This is a genomic window from Pseudomonas sp. 102515 (genome assembly GCF_031085165.1).
Lineage (GTDB): Bacteria > Pseudomonadota > Gammaproteobacteria > Pseudomonadales > Pseudomonadaceae > Chryseomonas.
Map to the genome: position 1 here is coordinate 196,642 of NZ_JAVHTY010000005.1, position 23,557 is coordinate 220,198.

Consider the following 23,557-nt stretch of genomic DNA (forward strand, 5'->3'; position numbering starts at 1 on the left):
GCGTCACTGCCGGTAGCCGTAGGCCTTGAGCACCGCGGCCGCCTGGGGGCCCTTGAGATAGGCCAGCAGCGCCTTGGCCGCCGGCTGGTCCTGGCCCTTTTCCAGCAGCACCGCGTCCTGGCGGATCGGCTCGTAGAGTTCGGCCGGCACGATCCAGGCCGAGCCTTCCTTGACCTTGCCATCCTGGTAGATCTGCGACAGGGCGACGAAGCCCAGCTCGGCATTGCCGGTGGCGACGAACTGGTAAGTCTGGGTGATGTTCTGGCCTTCCACCCGCTTGGTCGCGACGGCTTCGGTCAGGCCCAGCTTGGCCAGCACCTGGGTGGCGGCCAGGCCATAGGGCGCGGTCTTGGGATTGGCCAAGGCCAAGTGGGTGAAGTCGTTACGTTTGAGTACCGCGCCCTCCCCGTCCACATAGCCGGTCCTGGATGACCACAGCGCCAGGGTCCCGATGGCATAGGTGAAGGGCGACCCCTTGACCGCCGCGCCTTCGCGTTCCAGCTTGGCCGGGGTGCTGTCGTCGGCAGAAAGGAAGACCGCGAAGGGTGCGCCGTTCTTGATCTGGGTATAGAGCTGGCCGGTGGCGCCGCTGGAAATCACTAGCTGATGGCCGGTGTCTCGGGTGAATTGCTCGCCAATGGCCTTGAGCGGCGCGCTGAAGTTGGCGGCCACGGCCACCTGGACCTCGTCGGCCAGGGCCGGGGTGGCCAGCGTCGCGGTGAGCAGGGAAAGCAACAGGCGGGAATGGCTGGAGATCATCGGATCTGGCTCCATCGAGGGCTAGCAGCCCCTTTGCAGCCGCAGGTCGCTAGCGGCTACAGAGGGCACCAAAGAAAACGCCGGCAGGTTGCCCCGCCGGCGTTGGTTCTGGTGCTTACGCCAGCTTCTTGTACTTGACCCGCTTGGGCTGGGCCGCGGCCTCGCCCAGGCGCTTCTTGCGATCGGCTTCGTACTCGGTGTAGTTGCCTTCGAAGAACACCACGTTGGAATCGTCCTCGTAGGAGAGGATGTGGGTGGCGATGCGGTCGAGGAACCAGCGATCGTGGGAGATCACGATGGCCGCGCCGGGGAAGTCCAGCAGGGCGTCTTCCAGGGCGCGCAGGGTTTCCACGTCCAGGTCGTTGGAGGGTTCGTCCAGCAGCAGCACGTTGCCGCCCTGCTTGAGGGTCAGCGCCAGGTGCAGACGACCGCGCTCACCACCGGAGAGGTCCTTGACGAACTTCTGCTGGTCGGCGCCCTTGAAGTTGAAGCGGCCCACGTAGCTGCGCGAAGGCACCTCGTAGTTGCCGATCTTGATCACGTCGGAGCCATCGGACACCTGCTCCCAGACGGTCTTGGTGTCGGACAGGTTCTCGCGGCTCTGGTCGACGCTGGCCAGTTGCACGGTGTCGCCGATCTCGATGCTGCCCGCGTCCGGCTGCTCCTTGCCCATGATCATGCGGAACAGGGTCGACTTGCCGGCGCCGTTGCCGCCGATGACGCCGACGATGGCGCCCTTGGGCACCACGAAGCTCAGGTCGTCGATCAGCAGGCGATCGCCATAGCCCTTGCTGACGTTCTTGAACTCGATGACCTTGTCGCCCAGGCGCTGGCCGGCGGGGATGTAGATCTCGTTGGTCTCGCTGCGCTTCTGGAATTCCTGGGACTGCATTTCCTCGAAGCGCTGCAGACGGGCCTTGGACTTGGACTGGCGGGCCTTGGCACCGGAGCGCACCCATTCCAGCTCGGCCTTCATGGCCTTGGCGTGGGCCGCCTCCTGCTTGGCTTCCTGGGTCAGGCGCGCGGCCTTGGATTCCAGCCAGCCGGAGTAGTTGCCCTCGAAGGGGATGCCCTGGCCGCGGTCCAGCTCCAGGATCCAGCCGGCGACGTTGTCGAGGAAGTAGCGGTCGTGGGTGATGGCCACCACGGTGCCGGGGAAGTCGTGCAGGAAGTGCTCCAGCCAGGCCACCGAGTCGGCGTCCAGGTGGTTGGTGGGTTCGTCCAGCAGCAGCATGTCGGGGGCCGACAGCAGCAGGCGGCACAGCGCCACGCGGCGCTTCTCGCCACCGGAGAGTACCCCGACCTTGGCGTCCCAGGCCGGCAGGCGCAGGGCGTCGGCGGCGACTTCCAGCTGGCGGTCCAGATTGTGGCCGTCGGCGGCCTGGAGGATGGCTTCCAGCTTGGCCTGCTCGGCGGCCAGGGCGTCGAAGTCGGCATCCGGCTCGGCATAGGCGGCATAGACCTCGTCCAGCCGGGCCTGGGCCTGCTTGATCTGACCGACCGCTTCCTCGACCACGTCACGAACCGTCTGCTCGGGGTCAAGTTTCGGTTCCTGCGGCAGATAACCCACATTGATACCGGGCATCGGCCGCGCTTCACCTTCGATCTCGGTATCGACACCGGCCATGATGCGCAGCAGCGTCGATTTACCCGCACCGTTCAGACCGAGCACGCCGATCTTGGCGCCGGGAAAGAACGACAGGGAGATGTTCTTGAGGATTTCACGCTTGGGCGGCACGACCTTGCCGACCCGGTGCATGGTGTAGACGTATTGAGCCATGGTGGGACCTTGGGACCGGAATGAAAAACAGGGGACACAGTATGGCGTCAGCAGCGAACGCTGTCGAAACCTCGCGCGACGAAAGCGCTGGCGCTGATCACGCGGAAAAAACCGGCGGAGACACCGTCCGGTCCCTTATCATAGGCCATCCCTGCCCCGCGGAATCGGGCGCAGCCGAACGGCCATCGCCTCTGCAGGAACGCAGTCCGTCGTGAACAGCCCGCCCTCCTCGCTGCCGGAAGAGCCGCTCGCCCCCGCCTCGCGACGCCTGACCCGCGGCCTGCTGATCCTCTCCCTGGTGGCCATGCTGGCCCTGATGTTCTGGCAGGCCTTCGCCAGCGTGGCCGAGCGCGAGGCGCTGCGGCGCGAACAGCTGGATGGCCTGACCCGACAACTGGCCAACACCGTCGAATTCGGGCTGGCACTCAAGGCCCAGGCGGCGCGCAGCACCCTGCGCTGGTCGCCGGACCCCACCCTGCCGCTGGCACCCAATCTGCTGCTCAGCCTCAAGGACTTCTTTCCCGGACTGCAACAGGTACGCTGGCTGCCGGCCAACGCCAGTCTGCGTGCCGCACGCCTGGACGATGCACCGGACGCCGCCTTCATCCAGCAACTGATCGCGCGCGCCGGCCAGGCCGACTTTCGCTACGGGTACAACGCTCAGGCCACCGCTGCGCCCCTCTATGTACTGCTGGCCGGCGATCTCGAGGCGCAGCAGGGCTGGTGGGTGCTGACCAGCGCGCCCCTGCTCGAACCCCTGTGGCGGCCGACCCGGGTACCGTCCGGCCTCGACTGGCGCCTGGAGGATCGCTCCCAGGGCACCTTGCTGTTCCGCGGCGGAGCGACCCCGGCGACGAACAGCCTCCACGAGGTACACCAGGAGCTGGCCTACAGCAACTGGCAGGTAGTGGGCAGCCATCCCGCGGAGGACGTCAGCACCACGCTGCTGGGGGCCTCATTCGGCCGCCTGGCGCTGTTCAGCCTGTCCGGCCTGGTGGCCGCCATCCTGCTCTACCTGCTGCTGCGCGAAGAACAGGGCTTGCGTGCCCTCACCCTCGCCTCGCGGCGAGGCCTGCGCCTCGCCGGTACCGCGCTCAACGGCATCGAGGAGGCCGTCTGCATGACCCAGGCCGACGGTCGCCTGGTCCATGTCAACGCCACCGCCGCCCGGCTGCTGGGCATCGCCGCCGATGACGCCCAGCAATTCTTCCTCGCCAGCCTGCTGCCCGAGTTGGTCGCCCTGACGCCCGCCGAGCGTGACAGCGGTGCCCTGATCAGCCTCGCGGTAGAGGGCCAGCCGCGTCGCTTCGCGGTCAGCTGCCACGCCCTGGCGGCCAGCCAGCCCAGTGCCCGCGTCCTGCGCGACCGTACCCAGACCCAGGACGGCTTCGTCTGGGTCCTGCGCGACGTCACCGAGCAGCAGCGCAACCTGGAGACCATCCAGACCACCCGGCAGCGCTACGAGAGCATCTTCAACGGCGTGCATACCGGCATCTGCGTGGTGGATCTGAGCGCTGTCCCTCCCCACATGCAGGCCCTGGGCCTGGAGCGCCCCGAGCAGTTGGCGGAGCTGTTCGCCCGCCAGCCCGATGTGCTGGACACCCTGGGTCGCCAGGTGCGCATCACCGAGATCAATCAGCGCGCCCTGGAAATGCTCGGCATCGATCACCTCGACCAGGCCTGGGCGCGGCTGGTGGGTGACTCCCGCGTCCAGCTCGGCGGCAAGCGATACCGGCTGTTGGCCGGCCTGCTCTCCGGCCAGCAGGTGCTGGAACTCGAAACCTGCATCAGCACCGCCGAGGGCGAGCGGCACCTCTGGCTGACCATGCACCTGCCGGCCGACCCCCAACACCTCGACGCCACCCTGCTCAGCCTCAACGACATCACCCAGCGCAAACTCGGCGAGTTGCGCCTGCTAGAGCGCGACAGCTTCTGGTCGAATCTGATCAGCGCCATCCCCGATACCCTCTACACCTATGACGTGGCCAGCGGCGAGCTGACCTACGAGAGTCATCCGCTGGCCCTCAAGCTCGGCTATCCGCCGGAAACCTTCGCCAGCCTCGGTCGCGCGCGCCTGCACCCGGATGACATCGAACTGCACGAGCGGGTGGTGAGCATGCGGCCGACGCTCTCCGACCAGCCCAGCAGCAGCCTCCTGCGCTGGCAGCACCGCAACGGCGGCTGGCGCTGGTTCGACGTGCGCGAGCAGCGCCTCGCCAGCGCGGCGGACGGCACCGCGGCGAGCGTGGTGGGCCTGGCCCTGGATGTCACCGACATGGTGCGGGCCAGCGAACGGCTGCGCGACAGCGAGAATCGCTATCGGCAACTGGCGGAAAGCATCAGCGACGTCATCTTCACCACCGATGCCCAGCTGGTGCTCAACTACCTCAGCCCCTCGGTCGAGGAATTGCTCGGCTATCCCGTGGCCGAGTTGCAGCAGCGCACCCTGGCCGAGCTGGTGGTGCATTCGCGCCAGCTGCAGGAGGTCCGGCGCACCCTGCAGCGGTTGCTGCGCAGCCTGGACAATCCGCGCGCCCTGGCCGAGTTGCGCCGCGAGCACTTCGCGCCCCTGGTGCTCGATTGCCTGCACGCCCAGGGGCATGCCCTGCAGATCGAGCTGCGCCTCAAGCCGTTGTGGGACGACCACGAGCGCTTCGCCGGCGTGCTCGGCATCTGCCGCGACATCTCCGCCCAGCGCCGCACGGACAAGGACATGCGCATGGCGGCCACGGTGTTCGACCACTCGGCCGGGGCCATCCTGGTCACCGACCCGGCCGGCTACATCGTGCGGGTCAACCGCACCTTCACCCGCATCACCGGCTTCAGTCCCGCAGAGGTGTTCGACCAGCAGCCGATGATGCTCTGCGCCGACAAGCAGGAAGCCAACCAGCTGCAGCACGTGATGCAACAGCTGCGCACCGAGGAGAGCTGGGAAGGCGAACTCTGGCAGCGCCGTCAGGACAACGAGCCCTATCCCTCCTGGGTCGGCATCACCGCCATCCGCGACGACGACGGCGACCTGATGAGCTATGTCTGCTTCTTCGTCGACATCAGCGAACGCAAGGCCAGCGAAAGACGCATCCATCGCCTGGCCTACTACGACGCCCTGACCCTGCTGCCCAATCGCACCCTGTTCCAGGACCGCCTGCACAATGCCCTGCAGCAGAGTCGCCACAACGGCAGCTGGGTGGTGCTGATGTTCCTCGACCTCGACCGCTTCAAGCCGATCAACGACAGCCTCGGCCACGCCGCCGGCGACCGCCTGCTCAAGGAGGTGGCCATGCGCCTGACCGCCTGCGTCGGCACCGAAGACAGCGTGGCGCGCATGGGGGGCGACGAATTCACCCTGCTGCTGTCCGGTCTGGAAACCCGCGAGGCCGCCCTCGCCCAGGCGATCCGCGTCGGCGAGCAGATCCTGACCCAACTGGCCGAGGCCTTCATCCTCGAGGGCCGCGAATTCTTCGTCTCCGCCAGCATCGGCATCGCCCTGTCGCCCCAGGACGGTAGCGAACTCAGCCAGCTGATGAAGAACGCCGACACGGCCATGTACCACGCCAAGGAGATGGGCAAGAACAACTTCCAGTTCTACCAGGCCGAGATGAACGCCCGCGCCCTGGAACGCCTGGAACTGGAAGCCGATCTGCGGCACGCCCTCCTGCAGGGCGAATTCCGCCTGCACTACCAGCCGCAGTACCGTTGCGACAACCGGCGCCTGACCGGGGTCGAGGCCCTGCTGCGCTGGGAGCATCCGGTGCGCGGCCACGTCTCGCCAGCGGAATTCATCCCGGTGCTGGAAGAGATCGGCCTGGTGGTCCAGGTGGGCGACTGGGTGATTCGCGAGGCCTGCCGGCAGATGCGCGAATGGCACGCGGCCAGGGTGCGCATTCCCAAGGTCTCGGTGAATCTCTCCGCCCGCCAGTTCAGCGATGGCCAGCTCGGCCAGCGCATCGCCGAGATCCTCGCCGAGACCGGCCTGGCGCCTGCCTGCCTGGAGCTGGAACTGACCGAGAGCATCCTGATGCGCGACGTCGGCGAGGCCCTGCAGCTGCTCGGCGAACTCAAGAACCTGGGCCTGTGCATCGCGGTGGACGACTTCGGCACCGGCTATTCCTCGCTCAACTACCTCAAGCAATTCCCCATCGACATCCTCAAGATCGACCGCAGCTTCGTCGACGGCCTGCCCCACGGCGAGCAGGATGCGCAGATCGCCCGGGCCATCATCGCCATGGCCCACAGCCTCAATCTCTCGGTGATCGCCGAGGGCGTCGAGGAGCCGGCGCAACTGGAATTCCTGCGCCTCCATGGCTGCGACGAGGTGCAGGGCTTCCTCTTCGATCGCCCGCTGCCGCCGGATCTGCTGCGCCAGCGACTGGAGCACCAGGGGCTGTTTCCGGTCCTGACATGAGACCAATGGCGGCGGCGCATGACCGGCGCTCATACCTCAGGGTTCCCGCGATGGGGTAGAATGTTGCCCCTCACGAGCCCGATCGGGCTCGCTCTTCGCCATGCCTCAGGGGACCCTGCCGCCATGTTCAGCCGTGAAACCACCCTCGCCCGCTTCGACGCCGACCTGTATGCCGCCATGCAGCAGGAAGCCCAGCGTCAGGAAGATCACATCGAGCTGATCGCTTCGGAAAACTACACCAGCCCGGCGGTCATGGAAGCCCAAGGCAGCGTACTGACCAACAAGTACGCCGAAGGCTATCCCCACAAGCGCTACTACGGTGGTTGCGAATACGTCGACGTGGTCGAGCAACTGGCCATCGACCGCGCCAAGCAGCTGTTCGGCGCCGACTACGCCAACGTCCAGCCGCACTCCGGTTCCCAGGCCAACTCGGCCGTGTACCTGGCGCTGATCGAAGCCGGTGACACCATCCTCGGCATGAGCCTGGCTCACGGCGGTCACCTGACCCACGGCGCCACCGTGTCCTCCTCCGGCAAGCTGTACAACGCGGTCCAGTACGGCATCGACGAGCAGGGCCTGATCGACTACGCCGAAGTCGAGCGCCTGGCCCGCGAGCACCAGCCCAAGGTCATCGTCGCCGGCTACTCCGCCTACTCCCAGGTGCTGGACTTCGCCCGCTTCCGCGCCATCGCCGACGCCGTGGGTGCCTACCTGTTCGTCGACATGGCCCACTTCGCCGGTCTGGTCGCCGCCGGTGTCTATCCAAACCCGGTACCCTTCGCCGACGTGGTCACCAGCACCACCCACAAGACCCTGCGCGGCCCGCGCGGCGGCCTGATCCTGGCCAAGGCCAACGAAGCCATCGAGAAGAAGCTCAACTCGGCGGTCTTCCCCGGCGCCCAGGGCGGTCCGCTGATGCACGTCATCGCCGGCAAGGCGGTGTGCTTCAAGGAAGCCCTGCAGCCCGAGTTCAAGACCTACCAGCAGCAGGTCATCAAGAACGCCCAGGCCATGGCCGGCGTGTTCATCGAGCGTGGCTTCGACGTCGTCTCCGGCGGCACCGACAACCACCTGTTCCTGCTCAGCCTGATCAAGCAGGAAATCACCGGCAAGGACGCGGACGCCGCCCTGGGTCGCGCCTTCATCACCGTGAACAAGAACTCGGTGCCGAACGATCCGCGCTCGCCCTTCGTCACCTCCGGCCTGCGCATCGGCACCCCGGCCGTCACCACCCGTGGCTTCCAGGAAGCCGAGTGCCGCGAGCTGGCCGGCTGGATCTGCGACATCCTCGGCAACATGGGCGACGAGTCGGTGATCGACGCCGTCCGCGAGAAGGTCAAGGCCGTCTGCGCCCGCCTGCCGGTGTACGGCAAGTAAGAGCCCTCCTCCAGGTCTTTTCTCTTGAGGGAAGACCCCGGAAACGAAAAACCCCGGCCAGTGCCGGGGTTTTTCTTGGTCAGGCGACAACCAGGCCTTAAAGCACCTGCAGATCGCCCAGCCCGTCCAGGTAGCGCTCGGCGTCCAGCGCCGCCATGCAGCCCGCACCGGCCGAGGTGATGGCCTGGCGATAGGTGTGGTCGGCCACGTCGCCGGCGGCGAACACGCCCGGTACGTTGGTGGCGGTGGCATTGGCCTCGCGACCGCCCTTCACCACCAGGTAGCCGTCATGGGTCTCCAGCTGGCCTTCGAACAATCCCGTGTTGGGGGTATGGCCGATGGCGACGAACAGACCGGCCACCTGCAGCTCTTCGGTGCTGCCATCGTTGTTCTTGATCCGCACCCCGGTGACACCCATGTTGTCACCCAGCACCTCGTCGACGCTGGCGTTGAGCTTTAGCGCCATCTTGCCTTCGGCGACCCGGGCGCGCAGCTTGTCCTGCAGGATCTTCTCGGCGCGGAAGGTCTCGCGGCGGTGGATCAGGGTCACCTTGCTGGCGATGTTGGCCAGGTACAGGGCCTCCTCGACCGCGGTGTTGCCGCCGCCGACCACCGCCACCTCGCGGTTGCGATAGAAGAAGCCGTCGCAGGTGGCGCAGGCGGACACGCCCTTGCCCATGAAGGCCTCTTCGCTGGCCAGGCCCAGGTAGCGGGCGCTGGCACCGGTGGCGATGATCAGGGCGTCGCAGGTGTAGGTGGCGCTGTCACCCTTGAGGGTGTAGGGCTTGCCACCGAAGTCCACGGCGTTGATGTGGTCGAAGACGATCTCGGTCTCGAAGCGCTCGGCGTGCTCGCGCATCCGCTCCATCAGCGCCGGACCGGTCAGGTCGTGGGGATCGCCCGGCCAGTTGTCGACCTCGGTGGTGGTGGTCAGCTGGCCACCCATCTGCATGCCGGTGATCAGCAGCGGCTTGAGGTTGGCCCGGGCGGCATAGACCGCGGCCGTGTAACCGGCCGGACCGGAACCGAGGATGATGAGGCGCGAATGGCGCGAGTTGCTGGCTTCAGACATGACATTCTCCCTGCCGGGATCTCCGGCAGACCTAAGAGTAGAGTGGCCGGCGCGCCCGGTGGGCATGCCGGCCGGTGTGCGTGCGGAGCCGTTCCGCAGCGCCTGTCGCTCCTGGCGACGGCGCGACCGGCGCCGATAGGCGGACACCGGGTCCAGGGATGGGGCTCAGCCTAACGGGTGCCGCCCCTCCACAGAAGCGACCATTCTAAATCCAGACCATAGGGCGCGCCTATGTCGACCGCTTCGCCAATGGAGCCCTGAGGTAAGCTGTGCCTTCCCGCCAACCGTCAGGAATCTTCATGGCTGTCGCTCCGCTGTCCGGCTCCGCCTATTTCGCCGAAGGGCTGCGCCTGGTGACTCGCCCCGGCATGCGCCGCTTCGTGGTCATCCCCCTCACCATCAACCTGCTGCTCTACGCGGCCATCCTCACCTTCGCCGTGCGCGGCTTCGAGGGTTGGCTGGAGCGACTGATGCCGAGCCTGCCGGCCTGGGCGAGCTTCGTCGAATGGCTGCTCTGGCCGCTGTTCGTGCTCCTGCTGCTGGCCATCATCTTCTTCACCTTCACGATGCTGGCCAACCTGGTGGCGGCGCCCTTCAACGGCTTTCTCGCGGAAAAGGTCGAGGTCATGGTGCGTGGCCAGGACGATTTCCCGCCGTTCAATCTCGCCGAACTGGTCACCATGGTGCCACGCACCCTGCAGCGCGAACTGCGCAAGCTGGGCTACTACCTGCCCCGCGCCCTGGGCCTGCTGGTGCTGACCTTCATCCCCGGTCTCAACCTGATCGCCGCGCCGCTGTGGATCCTGTTCGGCGTCTGGATGATGGCGGTGCAGTACATCGACTTCCCCGCCGACAACCACAGGCTGGATTTCCGCAGCATGCTCACCTGGCTGCGTACCCGCCGCCTGCGCTGCCTGGGCTTTGGCGGGGTGACCTACCTGGCGCTGCTGGTACCCGGCCTGAACGCCCTGTTCATGCCCGCCGCCGTGGCCGGGGCCACACTGTTCTGGGTGCGTGAAGGGGGCGACAGGGCGCTGGTGGTGCGCTCCTGAGTCCTGCCCGCTGAGATTCCCGCCGTAGGTTGGGTTGAGCGCAACGAAGCCCAACGACTCCAGGCCATTACACCGGGCACCCGGTTTCCGGCTGCTGGGCTCGGCAATAGAGCCGACTCAACCCAACCTACGACGCGTTCCGTCCACACTGCCAACCCTCTCCCCCGAAGGAGAGGATTGCGGTGAGGGCCGCCGGCACTGTCCCCAGAAACGACAACGCCCGCGCCGGCAAGGCCGGACGCGGGCGTCGTGGAAACCTGTTGCCAGGCTTAGTGCTGGTGACCGCCTTCGCCATGGATGTGGCCGTGGGCGATTTCTTCGTCGCTGGCCGCACGCACGTTGACCACCTTGACGTCGAAATTCAGACGCTGGCCGGCCAGGGGATGGTTGCCGTCGACGGTGACCTGGTCGCCGTCGATGTCACGCACGGTGACGATCTGCATGGCGCCGTCCGGGCCGGAGGCGTGGAACTGCATGCCCACTTCCAGCTCGTCCACGCCTTCGAACATTTCCTTGCCCAGGGTGGCAACCAGTTCGGGGGTGTATTCGCCGTAGGCGTCTTCCGGCTCGATGGCCACCTTCAGCTCGTCACCAGCCTGCTTGCCGGACAGGGCGCGCTCGAGGCCGGGGATGATGTTGCCCGCGCCTTGCAGGTATACCAGCGGAGCACCACCAGCGGAGCTGTCGATGACTTCGCCGGCGTCGTTGGTCAGGGTGTAGTCGATGGATACTGCCGTGTTCGCCGCGATCTGCATGGCCAGAACCTTCATGCTGGGAAAAATTTAGGATGACGCATCAGTCTACGCGTCCAACCTAGCAATTGCGAATGCGTTCGGTCAGTCCCCTGGCGCCCGGAGGCATCTGGAGGGCGCCCCGGCAACGGTGCCCGACCGCTCGTCACGCAATCGCCATGGCCGCTTCACGGCGCTGTCATCCCGGCTACCTAGGGTTTGCTGCATACCCACTGCCGGAGCCCTGCCATGCCGATTCCAGTGTCCGCCCCTCCTGCGCTGCGCGCCGAACGCCTGTCGACCGCCGCGGACATCCGCGCTGCCCAGCGCCTGCGGGCCTCGGTCTTCGGCAGTACCTACGGCGTGCATTTCACCGACGACCTCGACCAGGACGCCTACGACGCCCACTGCCTGCACCTGGGGGTACGCGACCTGCGCAGCGGCGAGCTGATCGCCACCACCCGGTTGCTCGACGGCCGTCGGCGCGAGCGGCTGGGCCGTCTCTACAGCGAAAGCGAATTCCAGCTGGAAGGCCTGGACGGCCTGCAGGGTCCGCTGCTGGAAATCGGCCGCACCTGCGTGGCACCCGGGCATCGCACCGGCGCGGCCATCGCCCTGCTGTGGGCGGAACTGGCCGAGATCATGGCCTGTGGCGACTATCGCTACCTCATGGGCTGCGCCAGCGTGCCCATGGCCGACGGCGGTCTGCAGGCCGCCGCCCTGCTGCGCCAGGCCGCGCGGGACGAACGTATCCCGGCGATCCGCGCCACGCCGCGGCGCCCGCTGCCCTTCGTCGCCGTACCGGACAACCTGGTGGTACAGCTGCCGCCCCTGCTCAAGGCCTATCTGCGCCTGGGCGCCCAGGTCTGCGGCGCGCCCTGCTGGGATCCGGAATTCGGCGTGGCCGACGTCTTCATCCTGCTCAAGCGCGAAGACCTCTGCCCGCGCTATGCCCGCCACTTCAAGGCCGCGGTATGAGGCGACTGCGCCTCGCCGTGCGGCTGCTGCCGGTCCTGGCCGCGCTGCTGCTCGGGGCGCTGTTCGCCCTGACGGTGGCGCTGGCGGTAGCGCTCAGTCGTCGGCCCTGCCTGGGGCTGCGGCAACGGCTGACGCGACGTTTCTTCCAGGCGCTGGCCCGGGCGCTGCGGCTGCGGCTGGAAGTCAGGGGCGAGGTGCCGCGCGGCACCCATCTCTGGCTGGCCAATCATGTGTCCTGGCTGGATATCGTCGCCCTCGGCAGCCTGCGGCCGCTAGGCTTCCTGTCCAAGGCGGAGGTGGCCCACTGGCCCTTCGCCGGCTGGCTGACGCGCCAGGCCGGCACCCTGTTCATCCGCCGTGGCGCCGAGCGCGGCGACGCCCTGGGCGAGGCGCTGACCACCCGCCTGACCCAGGGCCTGTCGCTGGCGCTCTTTCCCGAGGGCACCACCACCGACGGCAGCGTGCTGCGCACCTTTCATGGCCGGCTGCTGAGTCCGGCCATCGCCACCGGCACCCTGCTGCAACCCGTGGCGCTCAGCTACTGGCGACTTGGTGAGCAGGACCGGGACGCGGCCTTCATCGGTGACGACGACCTGGTGAGCCATCTGCTGCGCCTGCTGGACAACGGCGGCACCACCCTGAGGATCGCGCTGCTGCCGCCCATCCTGCCCCAGGGACGACCGCGCCAGGTGTTGGCAGGTGAATGCCAGGCGGTCATCGCCGCCTGCCTCGGGATTCAGCTCCAAACACGCGCCGCGCGCTCGGCGACGGCGAAGGCCTGCAGCTGCGGATAGAAGTCGCGAAAGTCTTCCAGCAGGCCGTCGTAGGCGGTGTCCAGCTCGGCGAAGGCGCCGTCCAGCAGTTCCGGGCGCGACAGCCGCCGCGCCAGGCCCTCCACCACCCGTTCCAGCACGGCGAAGTCCGTATAGCTGCCCAGCCAGTCCTGGCGCGCCATCAGCGGTGCGATCCGGGCCAGCCGCGGCGGCAGTTCCGGTTCGTCCAGCAGGGTCTGGTAGCAATCCGCGACGAAGCCCGGCAGTGGTTGCACGGCGTAGTCGTGCCAGAGGCGCGCCAGGCAGTGATCGAAGAAGACATCCACCAGCAGTCCGGCCACCCGCCGCCGCGCCGCGGGCAGCCGCGTCTTGGCCCTGATCACCAGGGGGTGGTCGTCGGTATAGACATCGATACGCCGGTGCAGACGGATACCGGCGGCAATGCCGGCCGGCCAGGCGTCCGCCGAACCCTTGACGAAATCGCCATAGAGGCTGCCGAGGCGGTCTTCGCGGCTGGGGCCGCCCAGGTGCAGGTGCGCGAGATAATTCATCCCCTCAGCATACTCCAGCCGCAACCGGGCGGTTTTCCTGGACGACCCGCGGCTGCTAGGCTCGGACCTCCCGTCCCTTTCCGCTGGAGTCGTCATGCCCGTTCGCGCCGTGTTCCTCGACTATGCCTCTCTCGACCTCGGCGATCTGGACCCGGCGCCCTTGCGCGCGGTGTTCGACGAGCTGGAACTCCATCCGGCGAGCACCCCGGACGAAGTCACGGCGCGGCTGGCCGGCGCCCAGGTCGCCATCGTCAACAAGGTGGTGCTGGACGCCGCCATCCTGGCCGCCTGCCCGGAGTTGAGGCTGGTCCTGGTCAGCGCCACCGGCACCAATAACATCGACCTGGAAGCCGCGCGCGCCCAGGGCGTGCGCGTCTGCAACTGCCAGGGCTACGGCACCGCCTCGGTCGCCCAGCACACCCTGGCGCTGCTGCTGGCCCTGGCGACCCGGTTGCCGGACTACCAGACCGATGTCCGTGCCGGGCGCTGGCAGACCGCCAGCCAGTTCTGCCTGCTCGATCACCCCATCGTCGAGCTGGAAGGCAAGACCCTCGGCCTGCTCGGCCTCGGTGAGCTGGGCAGCGCGGTCAAGCGGCTGGCCGAAGCCTTCGGCATGCAGACCCTGGTGGGCCAGCTGCCCGGTCGCCCGGCCCGCCCGGGCAGCCTGCCACTGGCCGAGCTCTTGCCCCAGGTGGATGCCCTGACGATGCACTGCCCGCTGACCGAGCAGACCCGCGGCCTGATCGGTGCGGCGGAACTGGCGGCGATGAAACCCACGGCCTTCCTGGTCAACACCGCACGCGGCGGCATCGTCGACGAGCAGGCCCTGGCCGATTGCCTGAAGCACGGCCATCTGGCCGGCGCCGCCACCGACGTGCTCAGCGTGGAGCCCCCGCGCGACGGCAATCCGTTGCTGGCCGGCGACATTCCGCGACTGATCGTCACCCCGCACAACGCCTGGGGCAGTCGCGAGGCGCGCCAGCGGATCATTGGCCAGCTCGCCGCCAATGCCGAGGGCCATTTCGCCGGCACGCCGCAACGGGTGGTCTGCTAAAGTTCGCGCTTTTTTCGCCAGGTAACCCCATGGATCCGCGCAGCGAAGTCCTCCTCCGTCACCCCGAGCGCTTTGGCGGCTCGTTGCTGCTCGCCGGCTTGCCGGCCGATGACCTGCTCGGCACCCTACCCCGGGCCAGCGGCTGGAGCTGGCATGCGGGCGAGGCCGAACAACTGATGCGGCGCTATCCAGGTCGCGTCAGCCTGGGTATCGAACCCCCGGCGGGCGACTTCGCCAAGGCCGTGCTGTTCCTGCCCAAGTCCCGCGAGGCCACCGACTTCCTGCTCACCGCCCTGAGCCAGCGCCTCCCGGCCGAGGGCAGCCTCTATCTGGTCGGTGAAAAGAAGGCCGGTATCGAACGCGCCGCGCGCCAGTTGGGTGCCTTCGGTAAGGCCAGCAAGCTCGACAGCGCCCGCCATTGCCAACTGTGGGTGGTGCACGGCACTCGTACCTCGGCCGATCCGCAGCCGGACGCCTGGCTGCAACGTCACCCGTTGGACCGGACGGGGGTGAACCTGGACATTCTCAGCTTGCCGGGCGTGTTCAGCCATGGCCGGCTGGACGTGGGCACGGCGCTGCTGCTGGAACACCTCGACGGTCTGCCCGAGGGGGCGGTACTGGACTTCGGTTGTGGCGCCGGCGTGGTCGGCGCCGCCCTGGCCCGCCGCTATCCCGCCAGCACCCTGCATCTACTCGACGTGGACGCCTTCGCCGTGGCCAGCAGTCGCCGGACCCTGGAGGCCAATGGCCTGGCCGGAACGGTGATCGCGGGTGATGGCATCGCCGCGGCGCCCACCGGGCTCGCCGCCATCGTCAGCAATCCGCCCTTCCACAGTGGCGTGAAGACCGACTACCGCACCACCGAGACCCTGCTGGCCGAAGCGGTGCGTCATCTAAGGCCCGGCGGCGAACTGCGCCTGGTGGCCAACGGCTTCCTGCGCTATCCGCCACTGATCGAGGCGGCCTTCGGCAACTGCCGCACCCTGGCCGAGCGGGACGGCTTCAAGGTCTACAGCGCCCGACGGCGATAGCGTTGTCGGGCTTCGCTGCGCTCAGCACCAACCTACGCGACATCCGTAGGTTGGGTTGAGACGGCACCATCGTTGCAGCCCAACCAGTCGCAGTCGAACCGGGCAACGTTGCGCCCCGTTGCATCGAACCAGCCCCCTCCCCGGGGAGCGGGTTGGGGTGAGGGAAGCCCAGTGCCCTACCTCAGGATCTCAGCCTTTCTTCGCCGCCTCGTAGAGCGGCATCACCTTGGGGATCGCCGCCTGCAGGGCCTTGGTGCGGTTGGCGTCGGACGGGTGGGTGCTGAGGAATTCCGCCGGCTGCTTGCCCTGGCTGGCCTGGGCCATCTTCTGCCAGAGGGTGATGGCGGCATTGGGGTTGTAGCCGGCGCGCGCCGAGAGCTCCAGGCCGATCAGGTCGGCTTCGTTCTCGTTGCCGCGGCTGAATGGCAGGGTCAAGGCCACCTGGGACACCTGGTCGGCCAGCTGCATGCCGCCCTGGCCAACGCCCAGCAGGGCACCACCGAGGTTCTCGCCCATCTGGATGGCATAGGCCCGCGACATCTGTTCGCGGCTGTGCTCGCGTAGGGCGTGGGCGATCTCGTGGCCCATCACCGCGGCCAGTTCGTCATCGGTCAGCTTGAGCTGATCGATCAGCCCGCTGTAGACGAAGATCTTGCCGCCCGGGCCGCAGTTGGCGTTGAGTTCGTCGCTCTGCACCAGGTTGACCTGCCAGTCCCAGTTCACCGCATCCGGGCGGAAGGCCGCGGTCTGCGGGATCAGCCGCTTGGCGATGGCCGCGACGCGCTTGCCGTCGGCGCTGTCGTTGGCCAGCTTGCCGGCGGACTTGGCTTCGCCGACCGTCTTGGCATAGGACTGGGCGTACATCTGGTTGACCTGCTGCTCGGACAGCATGCTGAACATGTACTGCTTGCGCTGCACCCCGACCGCACCACCCGAAGTGGTGTTGACGGTCTGGCAGGCGACCAGCAGCAGGCTCAGGGACAGGCCTGCGAGGGGAAGGATACGGCGCATGGGAATCTCCAGGTATCGAGGCGGACACAGTCTAGAGAGGGGCGTCAGACCCGGCAACGTCCGGTAACGCCCGGCAACGCTCTCCTGCCAGGCGACTGGAGGTCTCAATGGAACCGCGGAGCGGCCGATAGCCCCGGCATCGAACGCTCCCGGAGTCCCCCATGAATTCCCGCTCCATCCGTACCTCCATCACCCTGCTGGCCGGTGCCTGCATCCTGGCGGTCGTCGCTGCCCTGATCACCTATACCCTGTTCGCCGGTCAGCGCACCCGCGTCCTGGTCGACAGCCACACCGAGGCCCTGGCCGCCACCGCCGCCGAAGCCCGGCTGACGGCCGAAGCCGAGGCGGTGGGCAATCAGCTGCAGCGGCAGCTGGACATCCCCCTGCAGCTGGCCAATCAGCTGGCGCAACTCAACGTGGCCATGGGCAGCCCGGGCGAGCAACAGGTCGGCCTGGATCGCCAGGGCCTGGTGCGCCTGCTGGGCCAGACCCTCAAGCGCCAGCCCGGTCTGCTCAGCCTCTATACCGTCTGGGAGCCCAAGGCTATCGACGGCCAGGACGACCGCCATCGGGGCGACGCCGCGGCCGGCTACGATGAGCAGGGGCGCTTCACCCCCTGGTGGCACAAGACCCTCGACGGCGACGTGACGGTGGAACCGATCGGCCCGACCGTGGAAAGCCAGACCCGCCTGCCCTCGGGCGTGCGCGAAGGCGAGTACTACCTCTGTCCGCGGGAAAATCGCACCACCTGCGTGCTCGATCCCATGCCCGACACGGTCAACGAGCAGCAGGTGCTGATCGCCTCCTTCAACGTGCCCATCCTGATCGGCGGCGCCTTCAAGGGGGTGGTCGGTGCCGACGTGCCGCTGGACTTCATCCAGCGCCAGCTGGTCAGGGCCAATGGCCGCCTCTATGGCGGCGTGGGTCGCATGGCCCTGGTGGCCGGGCGCGGCACCCTGGTCGCCTACACCGCCGACGCCAGCCAGCTGGGCAGGCCGGCCGAACCGGTGCTGGGCGCGACCCTGGCCGGCCTCAAGGACCTGGGCGAAGGCGTCACCCGCCGCTTCGACGCCCAGAGCGAGCGCTATCAGGTCTATCTGCCGCTGCGGTTCGCCGGCGACGACCGCCAGGTCTGGACGCTGGTCATCGAACTGCCCCGCGAAGCCGTGCTGGCCGACCTCTACAGCCTCAAGGACACCCTCGGCAGTCAACGCCACCAGGACGTGGTCGGCATGCTGCTGGTGGGACTGGCGGTCGCCGGTGCCGGTCTGCTGGTGCTCTGGCTGATCAGCCTGCGCATCGCCCGGCCGCTGCGGCAGATGGTGAGCATGCTCGATGCCATCGGCCAGGGCGACGGTGACCTCACCCAGCGCCTCGCCACCGAGCGCCGCGACGAGGTCGGCGCCATGGCCGGCGGCTTCAACCGCTTCCTGGCCTCGCTGCAGGGCCTGATCGGTAAACTGATCCATTCGGTGGGCGAGGTGGCCTCGGCCGCCGAGCACACCTCCCATATCGCCCAGCGCACCCGTGACGGCGTGGAGCGCCAGCTGCAGGAGATCGAGCAGCTGGCCACCGCCATGCAGGAGATGACCGCCACCGCCCACGACGTGGCCGGCAACGCCGGTCGCGCGGCACGGGCCGCCACCGAGGCGGACGGCGCGGTCAACCAAGGCCAGCGCCTGGTGCAGCAGAACGTCGCCAGCAGCGCCGCCCTCGCCCAGGAGATCGAGCGCGCGGTGGAGCAGGTCCGCCGGGTCGCCGCGGACAGCGAGGACATCGGTTCCATCCTCACCACCATCAACGGCATCGCCGAGCAGACCAACCTGCTGGCGCTCAACGCCGCCATCGAGGCGGCGCGCGCCGGCGAGCAGGGTCGCGGCTTCGCCGTGGTGGCCGACGAGGTGCGCAACCTGGCGCAAAAGACCCAGGTGGCCACCGGCGAGATTCAGGCGATGATCCAGCGCCTGCAGCAGGGCACCCGCGAAGCGGTGACGGTGATGCAGGCCAGCGGTGCCCAGACCAGCACCCAGGTCGCCCAGACCGAAGCCACCCGGCGTGCCCTGGACACCATCCTGGCGGCGGTAGGCGAGATCACCAGCATGAATCTGCAGATCGCCAGCGCGGCGGAAGAACAGAGCGCGGTGGCCGAGGACATCAACCGCAACGTGGTCAATATCGGCCAGAGCGCCCAGGCGGTCCACGGCGAAGCCGACAGCGCCTCCCGCGCCGGCCAGCAGCTGCGCGAACTGGCCGAACAGCAACGCCAGCTGGCAGGGCGGTTCAGGGTCTAGCTCCTCCCCTCGTCTGCCCAACCACCCCCTCTCCCCCTGGAAGAGGGCCGATGCCAGGACTGGCAGCTCGCTTCACGTATAGGCGCTACAGCGGCGTCAAACACTCCGGCCCGTCCACCTCGGGTCGGTTGACGATATCGGCCAGCACCCGCTCGCGCAGCGGCATGCCGCCGGCGGCCATCAACGCCTGCAGGGCTTCGGGCGTGCTGTCCGGATCCTGCCAGAGCGCACGCCCCGCTTCATCGAGCAGGAGCGGTCGCCGCAACGGGCCGGCGGCCTGGGTGACCATGGCCACCGACAGCCAGAGCTGATCCCCGGCCGGATAGGCCTCCCAGAGCGCGGCGAACCAGGCCAGGGGTTCGCCATTGAGCATCCAGTAGGGCCGCTTGCGGTGATTGCCGCGCCATTCGTAGAAGCCGTTGGCGGGCAGCAGGCAACGCCGTAGGCGAAAGGGCTCGCGAAACATCGGCTGGGTGGCCAGGCTTTCGGCGCGGGCATGGGTGGGGGTGCGGGAGAGATCGGTGAGCCAGGGCGGGGTCAGCCCCCAGCGGCCGCTGTCGACCCGCTCGCCCTCCGCGGTCCGCCGCTGCAGCAGCACCTGCTGATGGGGGGAGATATTCCAGCGCGGCGGATGCTTTTCGGGGAATCCCGGCAGGGTGGCGAATTCGGCGGGCCAGCGGAACAGGGCGTAGCGTCCGGACATGAAAACCTTGCTAGCAGACGAGAATGCCCTGCTCCGGAGAAGGATCCTCTCCCGGCAGGGGCGTGGCGGCATTGTACGCGGCGATCAGCGCCTGCGCGCGAAGGGCCTCCTCATCCTCGACCAGCAGGCCGAGCAGTCCTGCCGCCGGCAGGTCACCGATGCCACCGAGCAGGTGGCGTCCGGCGAGAAAGCCGCTGATGCCTTCACTGGCCAGCACCGCGAGGAGCAATTCGCCCTCGTGCAGCGAACCCGGCTCGTAGATGCGGCGCATCAGTCGTCCTCCCGCCGAACCTCGAGATGCCAGGCTTCGCCATCGGTATGCAGGCCGAAGCGGATCGGCCGGCAGCAGACGGCGCAGTCTTCGTAGTAGTCCTGATCACCGCCGCTGAGGTCGAGCACCACCTCGCTCGGTTCGCCGCAATAAGGGCAATCGTATTCCTGGCTTTCCAGCATCTGCCTGCACTCCTCGACCGCCAACCTGCCGCCCATCCGGCCCCTGGCGCTTGCATCTGGCGCCACGCCCACTACTATGGCCGCCGGAATTTCTACAAGAGAACACCATGGGCGAGTTCGAAGCCATTCGACCCTATAACGACGCGGAAGTCCCCGGGGTCCTGGCCCGCCTGATCGACGACGACCACTTCATCGCCATCCTCGCCGGCTATCGTTTCCCGCGCCTGTCCAAGGGACTCGGCTGGGTGGTGCGGCCCCTGCTGCGCACCCGCCTGCGCCAGGAATTGGGTGATATCCAGAGCGTCGCGGCGCTGCAGGACAAGCTCGAACCCTATGTGGATCGCGCCATCGAAAAGGCCTCGGACGGCGTCACCTACTCCGGAATCGACCAGCTGCGCAGCGGTCGGGCCTACCTGTTCCTGGCCAACCACCGCGACATCGTGATGGACCCGGCCTTCGTCAACTATGCCGTCTACCACGCCGGTCTGCCAACGCCGCGCATCGCCATCGGCGACAACCTCCTGCAGAAGCCCTTCGTCAGCGACCTGATGCGGCTGAACAAGAGTTTCATCGTGCACCGCTCCATCAGCGGCCGTCGTGAAAAGCTGGCGGCGTACCAGAATCTGTCCGCCTACATCAATCACTCGATCCGCCGGGACGGCCAGTCCATCTGGATCGCCCAGGCCGAGGGCCGGGCCAAGGACGGCGACGACCGCACCGATTCGGCCATCCTCAAGATGTTCCACATGAGCTGCAAGGACGAGCCCTTCGCCGAGCTGGTCAAGGCGTTGAACATCGTACCGGTGTCCATCAGCTACGAATTCGATCCCTGCGACCAGGCCAAGGCCCGCGAGCTGCACATCCGCGCCACCACCGGCAGCTACGCCAAGGCGCCGGGCGAGGACGACGTCAGCATCGCCCGGGGCATCACCGGCTACAAGGGTCGGGTGCACGTGGCCTTTGGCGAGCCGGTCACGGGTGAGTTCGAGGATGCCAAGGCGCTGGCCCAGGAAATGGACCGGCAGATCCTCGGCAACTACCGGCTGTTCCCGGCCAGCTACCTGGCCTATGCCGCCTGGGAGGGCCGCGACCCGGACCTGGCCGTGCCCGCGGTGGGCACCCTGTTTCCCGCCGAGGAAATCGCGGTCGCCCGCGACGAATGGGCAAAGCGCCTGGCCGAATGCTCGGTGGAATACCGGCCGCAACTGGTGCGCCAGTACGCCCAGCCGGTGCTGAACAAGTATCGCGTGCTGGCCGGCCTGGAATAGCGGTCAGCTACCCACGAAAAAGCCCGGCAGGTGCCGGGCTTTTTCGTGGGCGTCAGGTTTTCAGCGGCCGCTGAGCACCTGGACCACGGTCGGATCCTTGAACACCCGGGTCAGGGCGTCGCTCAGCACATCGCTGACCAGTTTGGTGTTGGCCTCGGCGTTGGGCGCCATGCCGAAACGCTGATTGAGGCTGGCGCCATAGCGACCCTTGTAGCCGCGCTGGCTGTTGCGCACCTCGACCTGGAAGGCCGCGGCGACGTCGGAGGCGGTGACGTACAGCTCCTTGGGCGACTGGTAGTTCAGTTCGGCCAGGGTCAGGGTCAGCTGGGGCGCACCGGGACCGGCGTTGGGCGACGGGGTGAAGCCCATCTGGCGGACCGCCTTCTCGGCTTCGGCCTGCAGCTTGGGAATCACGTCCTGGGTCTGCACCACCACCACGCTGGTGTCAGGATAGAGACCGCCGCGGGTGCCGAGGGTGAAGGAGGAACGGCCGTCGACCACCCGGACCGAGACCGGCTGGCCCTGGCCGACCGGCGCGATGGGCGCGGTGATCTGGGGTTGCGGACTCAATTGCTGAGGGCTGCTGGCGCAGCCGGCCAGGGTCAGACCAGTGGCGGCGAGCAGGCCGAGCAACAGGCGATAGCGCATGCAGAGACTCCGAAGAAAGGGACAGGGGGCAGTATACCCAGCCCCCCAGCGGCGTCGATAGACAGGCATCCCGGACAAGCAGACGCCGGCACGAGGCCGGCGTCTGCTGGAGCAGGGTCAGGGCTTGGCCGCCAATGGCGGTCGCGTCTGGCTGCGTTCCAGCCAGCCACCGCCGAGGGCCTTGTACAGGGTGACCTCGCTGTTGAGCTGGTTGAGCCGATCGGTGATCAGCTGCTGCTGGGCGCTGTACAGCGAGCGCTGGGCGTCGAGCACCGTGAGGTAGTTGTCGATGCCCTGGCGATAGCGCAGGTTGGCCAGGTCGTAGTACTCCTGGCTGGCCTGCACCAGGTCCTGCTGGGCCTGCAGCTGGTCGTCGTAGGTACCCTTCGCCGCCAGGGCATCGGCCACCTCGCGGAAGGCGGTCTGGATCGACTTCTCGTAGGTAGCGACGTTGATGTCCTTCTGGATCCTGGCGGCATCCAGGCTGGCCTTGAGACTGCCGGCCGTGAAGATCGGGATGTTGATGCTCGGCGAGAAGGTCCAGTAGCCGGAGCCGGCGTCGAACAGGCCGTTCAGATCCCGGCTGGCCGTGCCGCCCTGGGCGGTCAGACTGATGCGCGGGAAGAAGGCCGCCCGCGCCGCGCCGATGTTGGCGTTGGCGGCGCGCAGCTGCAACTCGGACTGGAGGATGTCCGGACGCTTCTGCAGGAGATCCGACGGCAGGTTGGCCGGCAGGTCGGCGAGCAGATCGGTGCCGTCCAACCCCTTGCTCCGCGGCAGCTCCGCCGGGATCGAGGTACCCAGCAGCAGGGCCAGGGCATTGCGATCCTGGGCCACCTGGCGAGTGTACTGCGCCAGATTCGCCCGCGCCCCTTCCAGGGCGGTGCGCGACTGGCGCAGGTCCAGGCCGCTGGCCACGCCGTTCTCCACGGTCTGGCGGGTCAGGTCGTAGGAGCGCTGATAGGCCGCCAGGGTCTCGCGGGTCAGTTGCAGCATGCGCTGGTCGGTGAGCCAGGCGTAGTAGGCGTTGGCCACTTCCGAGACCAGTGAGATCTGGGTGCTGCGGCGCCCTTCGCTGGTGGCGAAGTAGTTGAGCAGCGCCTGCTCGCTGAGGCTGCGCAGGCGACCGAAGAGGTCCAGCTCATAGGAGGTGAAACCCAGGGTCACACTGTACTGGCTGCTGATGCTGCCGCCACCGCCGCCACCCGCGCCATTGGCGCTGTTGCCGGCGAGCAGTTCGCGGATGGCGGAGACCTGGCTCAGGTCCTCCGGCTGGCGGGTACGGGTCCCGGTGCCGCTGACCGCGATGTCGGGAAACAGCTCGGCGCGCTGCACGCGGTACTGCGCCTGGTAGAGGCGCACGTTCAGCGCGGCCTGGCGCAGGTCGCGGTTGTTGTCCAGCGCCAGCTGGATCAGCCGCTGCAGGGCCGGGTCGCGATAGAAATCGCGCCAGCCGATGTCGGCCGCCTGCTGGTCGCGATTGACCGTCAGGACATCGTAGGCCTGGCCATGGGGCCAGGCATTCTCCACCGGCGCATTGGGTCGCTGGTAATCGGGGATCAGGCTGCAGCCGGACACCGCCAGCATGCCCACGACCACCGCCAAGACAGACTTCTTCAT

20 protein-coding genes and 1 pseudogene are annotated in these 23,557 nt (G+C 67.8%); 10 read left to right on the top strand and 11 right to left on the bottom strand.

Going from position 1 to position 23,557, the window contains the following annotated elements:
• Positions 1–3 precede the first annotated feature (3 nt).
• Together modA and ettA are read right to left on the bottom strand one after the other, a co-directional pair.
• Entirely contained in the window at positions 4–759 is a 756-nt protein-coding gene (modA, locus tag RCF34_RS19515; RefSeq protein ID WP_308709668.1) for a molybdate ABC transporter substrate-binding protein, read from the bottom strand.
• 115 nt (positions 760–874) lie between these two features.
• Positions 875–2,539: an energy-dependent translational throttle protein EttA gene (gene ettA / locus RCF34_RS19520; RefSeq protein WP_308709670.1), complete on the bottom strand. Its 1,665-nt coding sequence runs from the start codon at positions 2,537–2,539 to the stop codon at positions 875–877.
• Between the two features lie 211 nt (positions 2,540–2,750).
• Here ettA and RCF34_RS19525 point away from each other — a divergent pair, with 211 nt between their 5' ends.
• Together RCF34_RS19525 and glyA are read left to right on the top strand one after the other, a co-directional pair.
• A complete protein-coding gene (locus RCF34_RS19525; RefSeq protein ID WP_308709671.1) occupies positions 2,751–6,944 on the top strand; it encodes an EAL domain-containing protein in 4,194 nt (1,397 codons plus the stop codon).
• 123 nt (positions 6,945–7,067) lie between these two features.
• Positions 7,068–8,321 (top strand): serine hydroxymethyltransferase, encoded by a 1,254-nt coding sequence (gene glyA, locus RCF34_RS19530; protein ID WP_158893645.1) that lies wholly within the window; start codon positions 7,068–7,070, stop codon positions 8,319–8,321.
• Between the two features lie 97 nt (positions 8,322–8,418).
• On the opposite strand, the gene trxB is transcribed toward glyA, so the two are convergent.
• Positions 8,419–9,393, bottom strand: coding sequence for a thioredoxin-disulfide reductase (gene trxB / locus RCF34_RS19535; protein ID WP_308709672.1), 975 nt, complete (start codon positions 9,391–9,393; stop codon positions 8,419–8,421).
• Positions 9,394–9,692: 299 nt separating this feature from the next.
• Between trxB and cysZ the strand changes: the two genes are divergently transcribed.
• Positions 9,693–10,445: a sulfate transporter CysZ gene (cysZ, locus tag RCF34_RS19540; protein WP_308709673.1), complete on the top strand. Its 753-nt coding sequence runs from the start codon at positions 9,693–9,695 to the stop codon at positions 10,443–10,445.
• 269 nt (positions 10,446–10,714) lie between these two features.
• Here cysZ and RCF34_RS19545 read toward each other — a convergent pair whose 3' ends face one another.
• Positions 10,715–11,200 carry a peptidylprolyl isomerase gene (locus RCF34_RS19545; RefSeq protein ID WP_017639847.1) on the bottom strand — a complete coding sequence of 162 codons (486 nt, stop codon included), beginning with the start codon at positions 11,198–11,200 and terminating at the stop codon, positions 10,715–10,717.
• A gap of 225 nt (positions 11,201–11,425) precedes the next feature.
• Between RCF34_RS19545 and RCF34_RS19550 the strand changes: the two genes are divergently transcribed.
• Positions 11,426–12,154, top strand: a complete 729-nt coding sequence (locus RCF34_RS19550) for a GNAT family N-acyltransferase (RefSeq protein ID WP_308709674.1) — start codon at positions 11,426–11,428, stop codon at positions 12,152–12,154.
• Positions 12,151–12,948 (top strand): lysophospholipid acyltransferase family protein, encoded by a 798-nt coding sequence (locus RCF34_RS19555; RefSeq protein WP_308709675.1) that lies wholly within the window; start codon positions 12,151–12,153, stop codon positions 12,946–12,948. Before RCF34_RS19550 ends, RCF34_RS19555 begins: the two co-directional genes overlap by 4 nt.
• On the opposite strand, the gene RCF34_RS19560 is transcribed toward RCF34_RS19555, so the two are convergent.
• The gene (locus RCF34_RS19560) at positions 12,891–13,478 is read right to left on the bottom strand and encodes an ACP phosphodiesterase (protein WP_308709676.1); all 588 of its coding nucleotides are present in this window, start codon (positions 13,476–13,478) and stop codon (positions 12,891–12,893) included. The genes RCF34_RS19555 and RCF34_RS19560 overlap by 58 nt on opposite strands.
• Positions 13,479–13,572: 94 nt before the next feature.
• On the opposite strand from RCF34_RS19560, the gene RCF34_RS19565 reads away from it, so the two are divergent.
• Together RCF34_RS19565 and RCF34_RS19570 are read left to right on the top strand one after the other, a co-directional pair.
• Positions 13,573–14,532, top strand: a complete 960-nt coding sequence (locus tag RCF34_RS19565; protein ID WP_308709677.1) for a 2-hydroxyacid dehydrogenase — start codon at positions 13,573–13,575, stop codon at positions 14,530–14,532.
• A 29-nt stretch (positions 14,533–14,561) separates the two neighbouring features.
• On the top strand, positions 14,562–15,563 hold the full coding sequence (locus RCF34_RS19570; RefSeq protein WP_308709678.1) for a class I SAM-dependent methyltransferase: 1,002 nt from the start codon (positions 14,562–14,564) through the stop codon (positions 15,561–15,563).
• 189 nt (positions 15,564–15,752) lie between these two features.
• On the opposite strand, the gene RCF34_RS19575 is transcribed toward RCF34_RS19570, so the two are convergent.
• Positions 15,753–16,574: a M48 family metallopeptidase gene (locus tag RCF34_RS19575; RefSeq protein ID WP_308709679.1), complete on the bottom strand. Its 822-nt coding sequence runs from the start codon at positions 16,572–16,574 to the stop codon at positions 15,753–15,755.
• Positions 16,575–17,806: 1,232 nt separating this feature from the next.
• Between RCF34_RS19575 and RCF34_RS23180 the strand changes: the two are divergent.
• Together RCF34_RS23180 and RCF34_RS23185 are read left to right on the top strand one after the other, a co-directional pair.
• Positions 17,807–18,007 (top strand): annotated as a pseudogene (locus RCF34_RS23180) (HAMP domain-containing protein); the annotation flags it as partial.
• Positions 17,981–18,865, top strand: coding sequence for a methyl-accepting chemotaxis protein (locus RCF34_RS23185; RefSeq protein ID WP_374941217.1), 885 nt, complete (start codon positions 17,981–17,983; stop codon positions 18,863–18,865). The pseudogene RCF34_RS23180 and the gene RCF34_RS23185, both read left to right, overlap by 27 nt.
• Positions 18,866–18,950: 85 nt before the next feature.
• Here RCF34_RS23185 and RCF34_RS19585 read toward each other — a convergent pair whose 3' ends face one another.
• From RCF34_RS19585 to RCF34_RS19595, 3 genes are read right to left on the bottom strand one after another with little or no spacing between them, the layout of a single operon-like run.
• Positions 18,951–19,568, bottom strand: a complete 618-nt coding sequence (locus tag RCF34_RS19585; RefSeq protein ID WP_308709681.1) for an SOS response-associated peptidase — start codon at positions 19,566–19,568, stop codon at positions 18,951–18,953.
• 10 nt (positions 19,569–19,578) lie between these two features.
• Positions 19,579–19,839 carry a putative signal transducing protein gene (locus RCF34_RS19590; RefSeq protein WP_007162730.1) on the bottom strand — a complete coding sequence of 87 codons (261 nt, stop codon included), beginning with the start codon at positions 19,837–19,839 and terminating at the stop codon, positions 19,579–19,581.
• Positions 19,839–20,021 (bottom strand): CPXCG motif-containing cysteine-rich protein, encoded by a 183-nt coding sequence (locus RCF34_RS19595; RefSeq protein ID WP_308709682.1) that lies wholly within the window; start codon positions 20,019–20,021, stop codon positions 19,839–19,841. The genes RCF34_RS19590 and RCF34_RS19595 overlap by 1 nt, the downstream gene beginning before the upstream one ends.
• A gap of 107 nt (positions 20,022–20,128) precedes the next feature.
• Between RCF34_RS19595 and RCF34_RS19600 the strand changes: the two genes are divergently transcribed.
• The gene (locus RCF34_RS19600) at positions 20,129–21,289 is read left to right on the top strand and encodes a 1-acyl-sn-glycerol-3-phosphate acyltransferase (RefSeq protein WP_308709683.1); all 1,161 of its coding nucleotides are present in this window, start codon (positions 20,129–20,131) and stop codon (positions 21,287–21,289) included.
• Between the two features lie 60 nt (positions 21,290–21,349).
• Here the strand turns inward: RCF34_RS19600 and RCF34_RS19605 are convergent, their stop codons facing one another.
• Positions 21,350–21,937, bottom strand: coding sequence for a YajG family lipoprotein (locus RCF34_RS19605; protein WP_308709684.1), 588 nt, complete (start codon positions 21,935–21,937; stop codon positions 21,350–21,352).
• Between the two features lie 117 nt (positions 21,938–22,054).
• Entirely contained in the window at positions 22,055–23,557 is a 1,503-nt protein-coding gene (locus tag RCF34_RS19610) for an efflux transporter outer membrane subunit (protein ID WP_308709685.1), read from the bottom strand.

Bases quoted from the DNA above. Each gene is read 5' to 3' on its own strand.
- RCF34_RS19605 (WP_308709684.1), bottom strand. From the start codon at position 21,937: ATGCGCTATCGCCTGTTGCTCGGCCTGCTCGCCGCCACTGGTCTGACC.
- RCF34_RS23185 (WP_374941217.1), top strand. From the start codon at position 17,981: ATGGCCGGCGGCTTCAACCGCTTCCTGGCCTCGCTGCAGGGCCTGATC.
- RCF34_RS19565 (WP_308709677.1), top strand. From the start codon at position 13,573: ATGCCCGTTCGCGCCGTGTTCCTCGACTATGCCTCTCTCGACCTCGGC.
- RCF34_RS19550 (WP_308709674.1), top strand. From the start codon at position 11,426: ATGCCGATTCCAGTGTCCGCCCCTCCTGCGCTGCGCGCCGAACGCCTG.
- RCF34_RS19595 (WP_308709682.1), bottom strand. From the start codon at position 20,021: ATGCTGGAAAGCCAGGAATACGATTGCCCTTATTGCGGCGAACCGAGC.
- RCF34_RS19570 (WP_308709678.1), top strand. From the start codon at position 14,562: ATGGATCCGCGCAGCGAAGTCCTCCTCCGTCACCCCGAGCGCTTTGGC.
- RCF34_RS19600 (WP_308709683.1), top strand. From the start codon at position 20,129: ATGGGCGAGTTCGAAGCCATTCGACCCTATAACGACGCGGAAGTCCCC.
- RCF34_RS19555 (WP_308709675.1), top strand. From the start codon at position 12,151: ATGAGGCGACTGCGCCTCGCCGTGCGGCTGCTGCCGGTCCTGGCCGCG.
- modA (WP_308709668.1), bottom strand. From the start codon at position 759: ATGATCTCCAGCCATTCCCGCCTGTTGCTTTCCCTGCTCACCGCGACG.
- RCF34_RS19585 (WP_308709681.1), bottom strand. From the start codon at position 19,568: ATGTCCGGACGCTACGCCCTGTTCCGCTGGCCCGCCGAATTCGCCACC.
- RCF34_RS19545 (WP_017639847.1), bottom strand. From the start codon at position 11,200: ATGCAGATCGCGGCGAACACGGCAGTATCCATCGACTACACCCTGACC.
- RCF34_RS19610 (WP_308709685.1), bottom strand. From the start codon at position 23,557: ATGAAGAAGTCTGTCTTGGCGGTGGTCGTGGGCATGCTGGCGGTGTCC.
- RCF34_RS19560 (WP_308709676.1), bottom strand. From the start codon at position 13,478: ATGAATTATCTCGCGCACCTGCACCTGGGCGGCCCCAGCCGCGAAGAC.
- glyA (WP_158893645.1), top strand. From the start codon at position 7,068: ATGTTCAGCCGTGAAACCACCCTCGCCCGCTTCGACGCCGACCTGTAT.
- ettA (WP_308709670.1), bottom strand. From the start codon at position 2,539: ATGGCTCAATACGTCTACACCATGCACCGGGTCGGCAAGGTCGTGCCG.
- cysZ (WP_308709673.1), top strand. From the start codon at position 9,693: ATGGCTGTCGCTCCGCTGTCCGGCTCCGCCTATTTCGCCGAAGGGCTG.
- RCF34_RS19590 (WP_007162730.1), bottom strand. From the start codon at position 19,839: ATGCGCCGCATCTACGAGCCGGGTTCGCTGCACGAGGGCGAATTGCTC.
- trxB (WP_308709672.1), bottom strand. From the start codon at position 9,393: ATGTCTGAAGCCAGCAACTCGCGCCATTCGCGCCTCATCATCCTCGGT.
- RCF34_RS19575 (WP_308709679.1), bottom strand. From the start codon at position 16,574: ATGCGCCGTATCCTTCCCCTCGCAGGCCTGTCCCTGAGCCTGCTGCTG.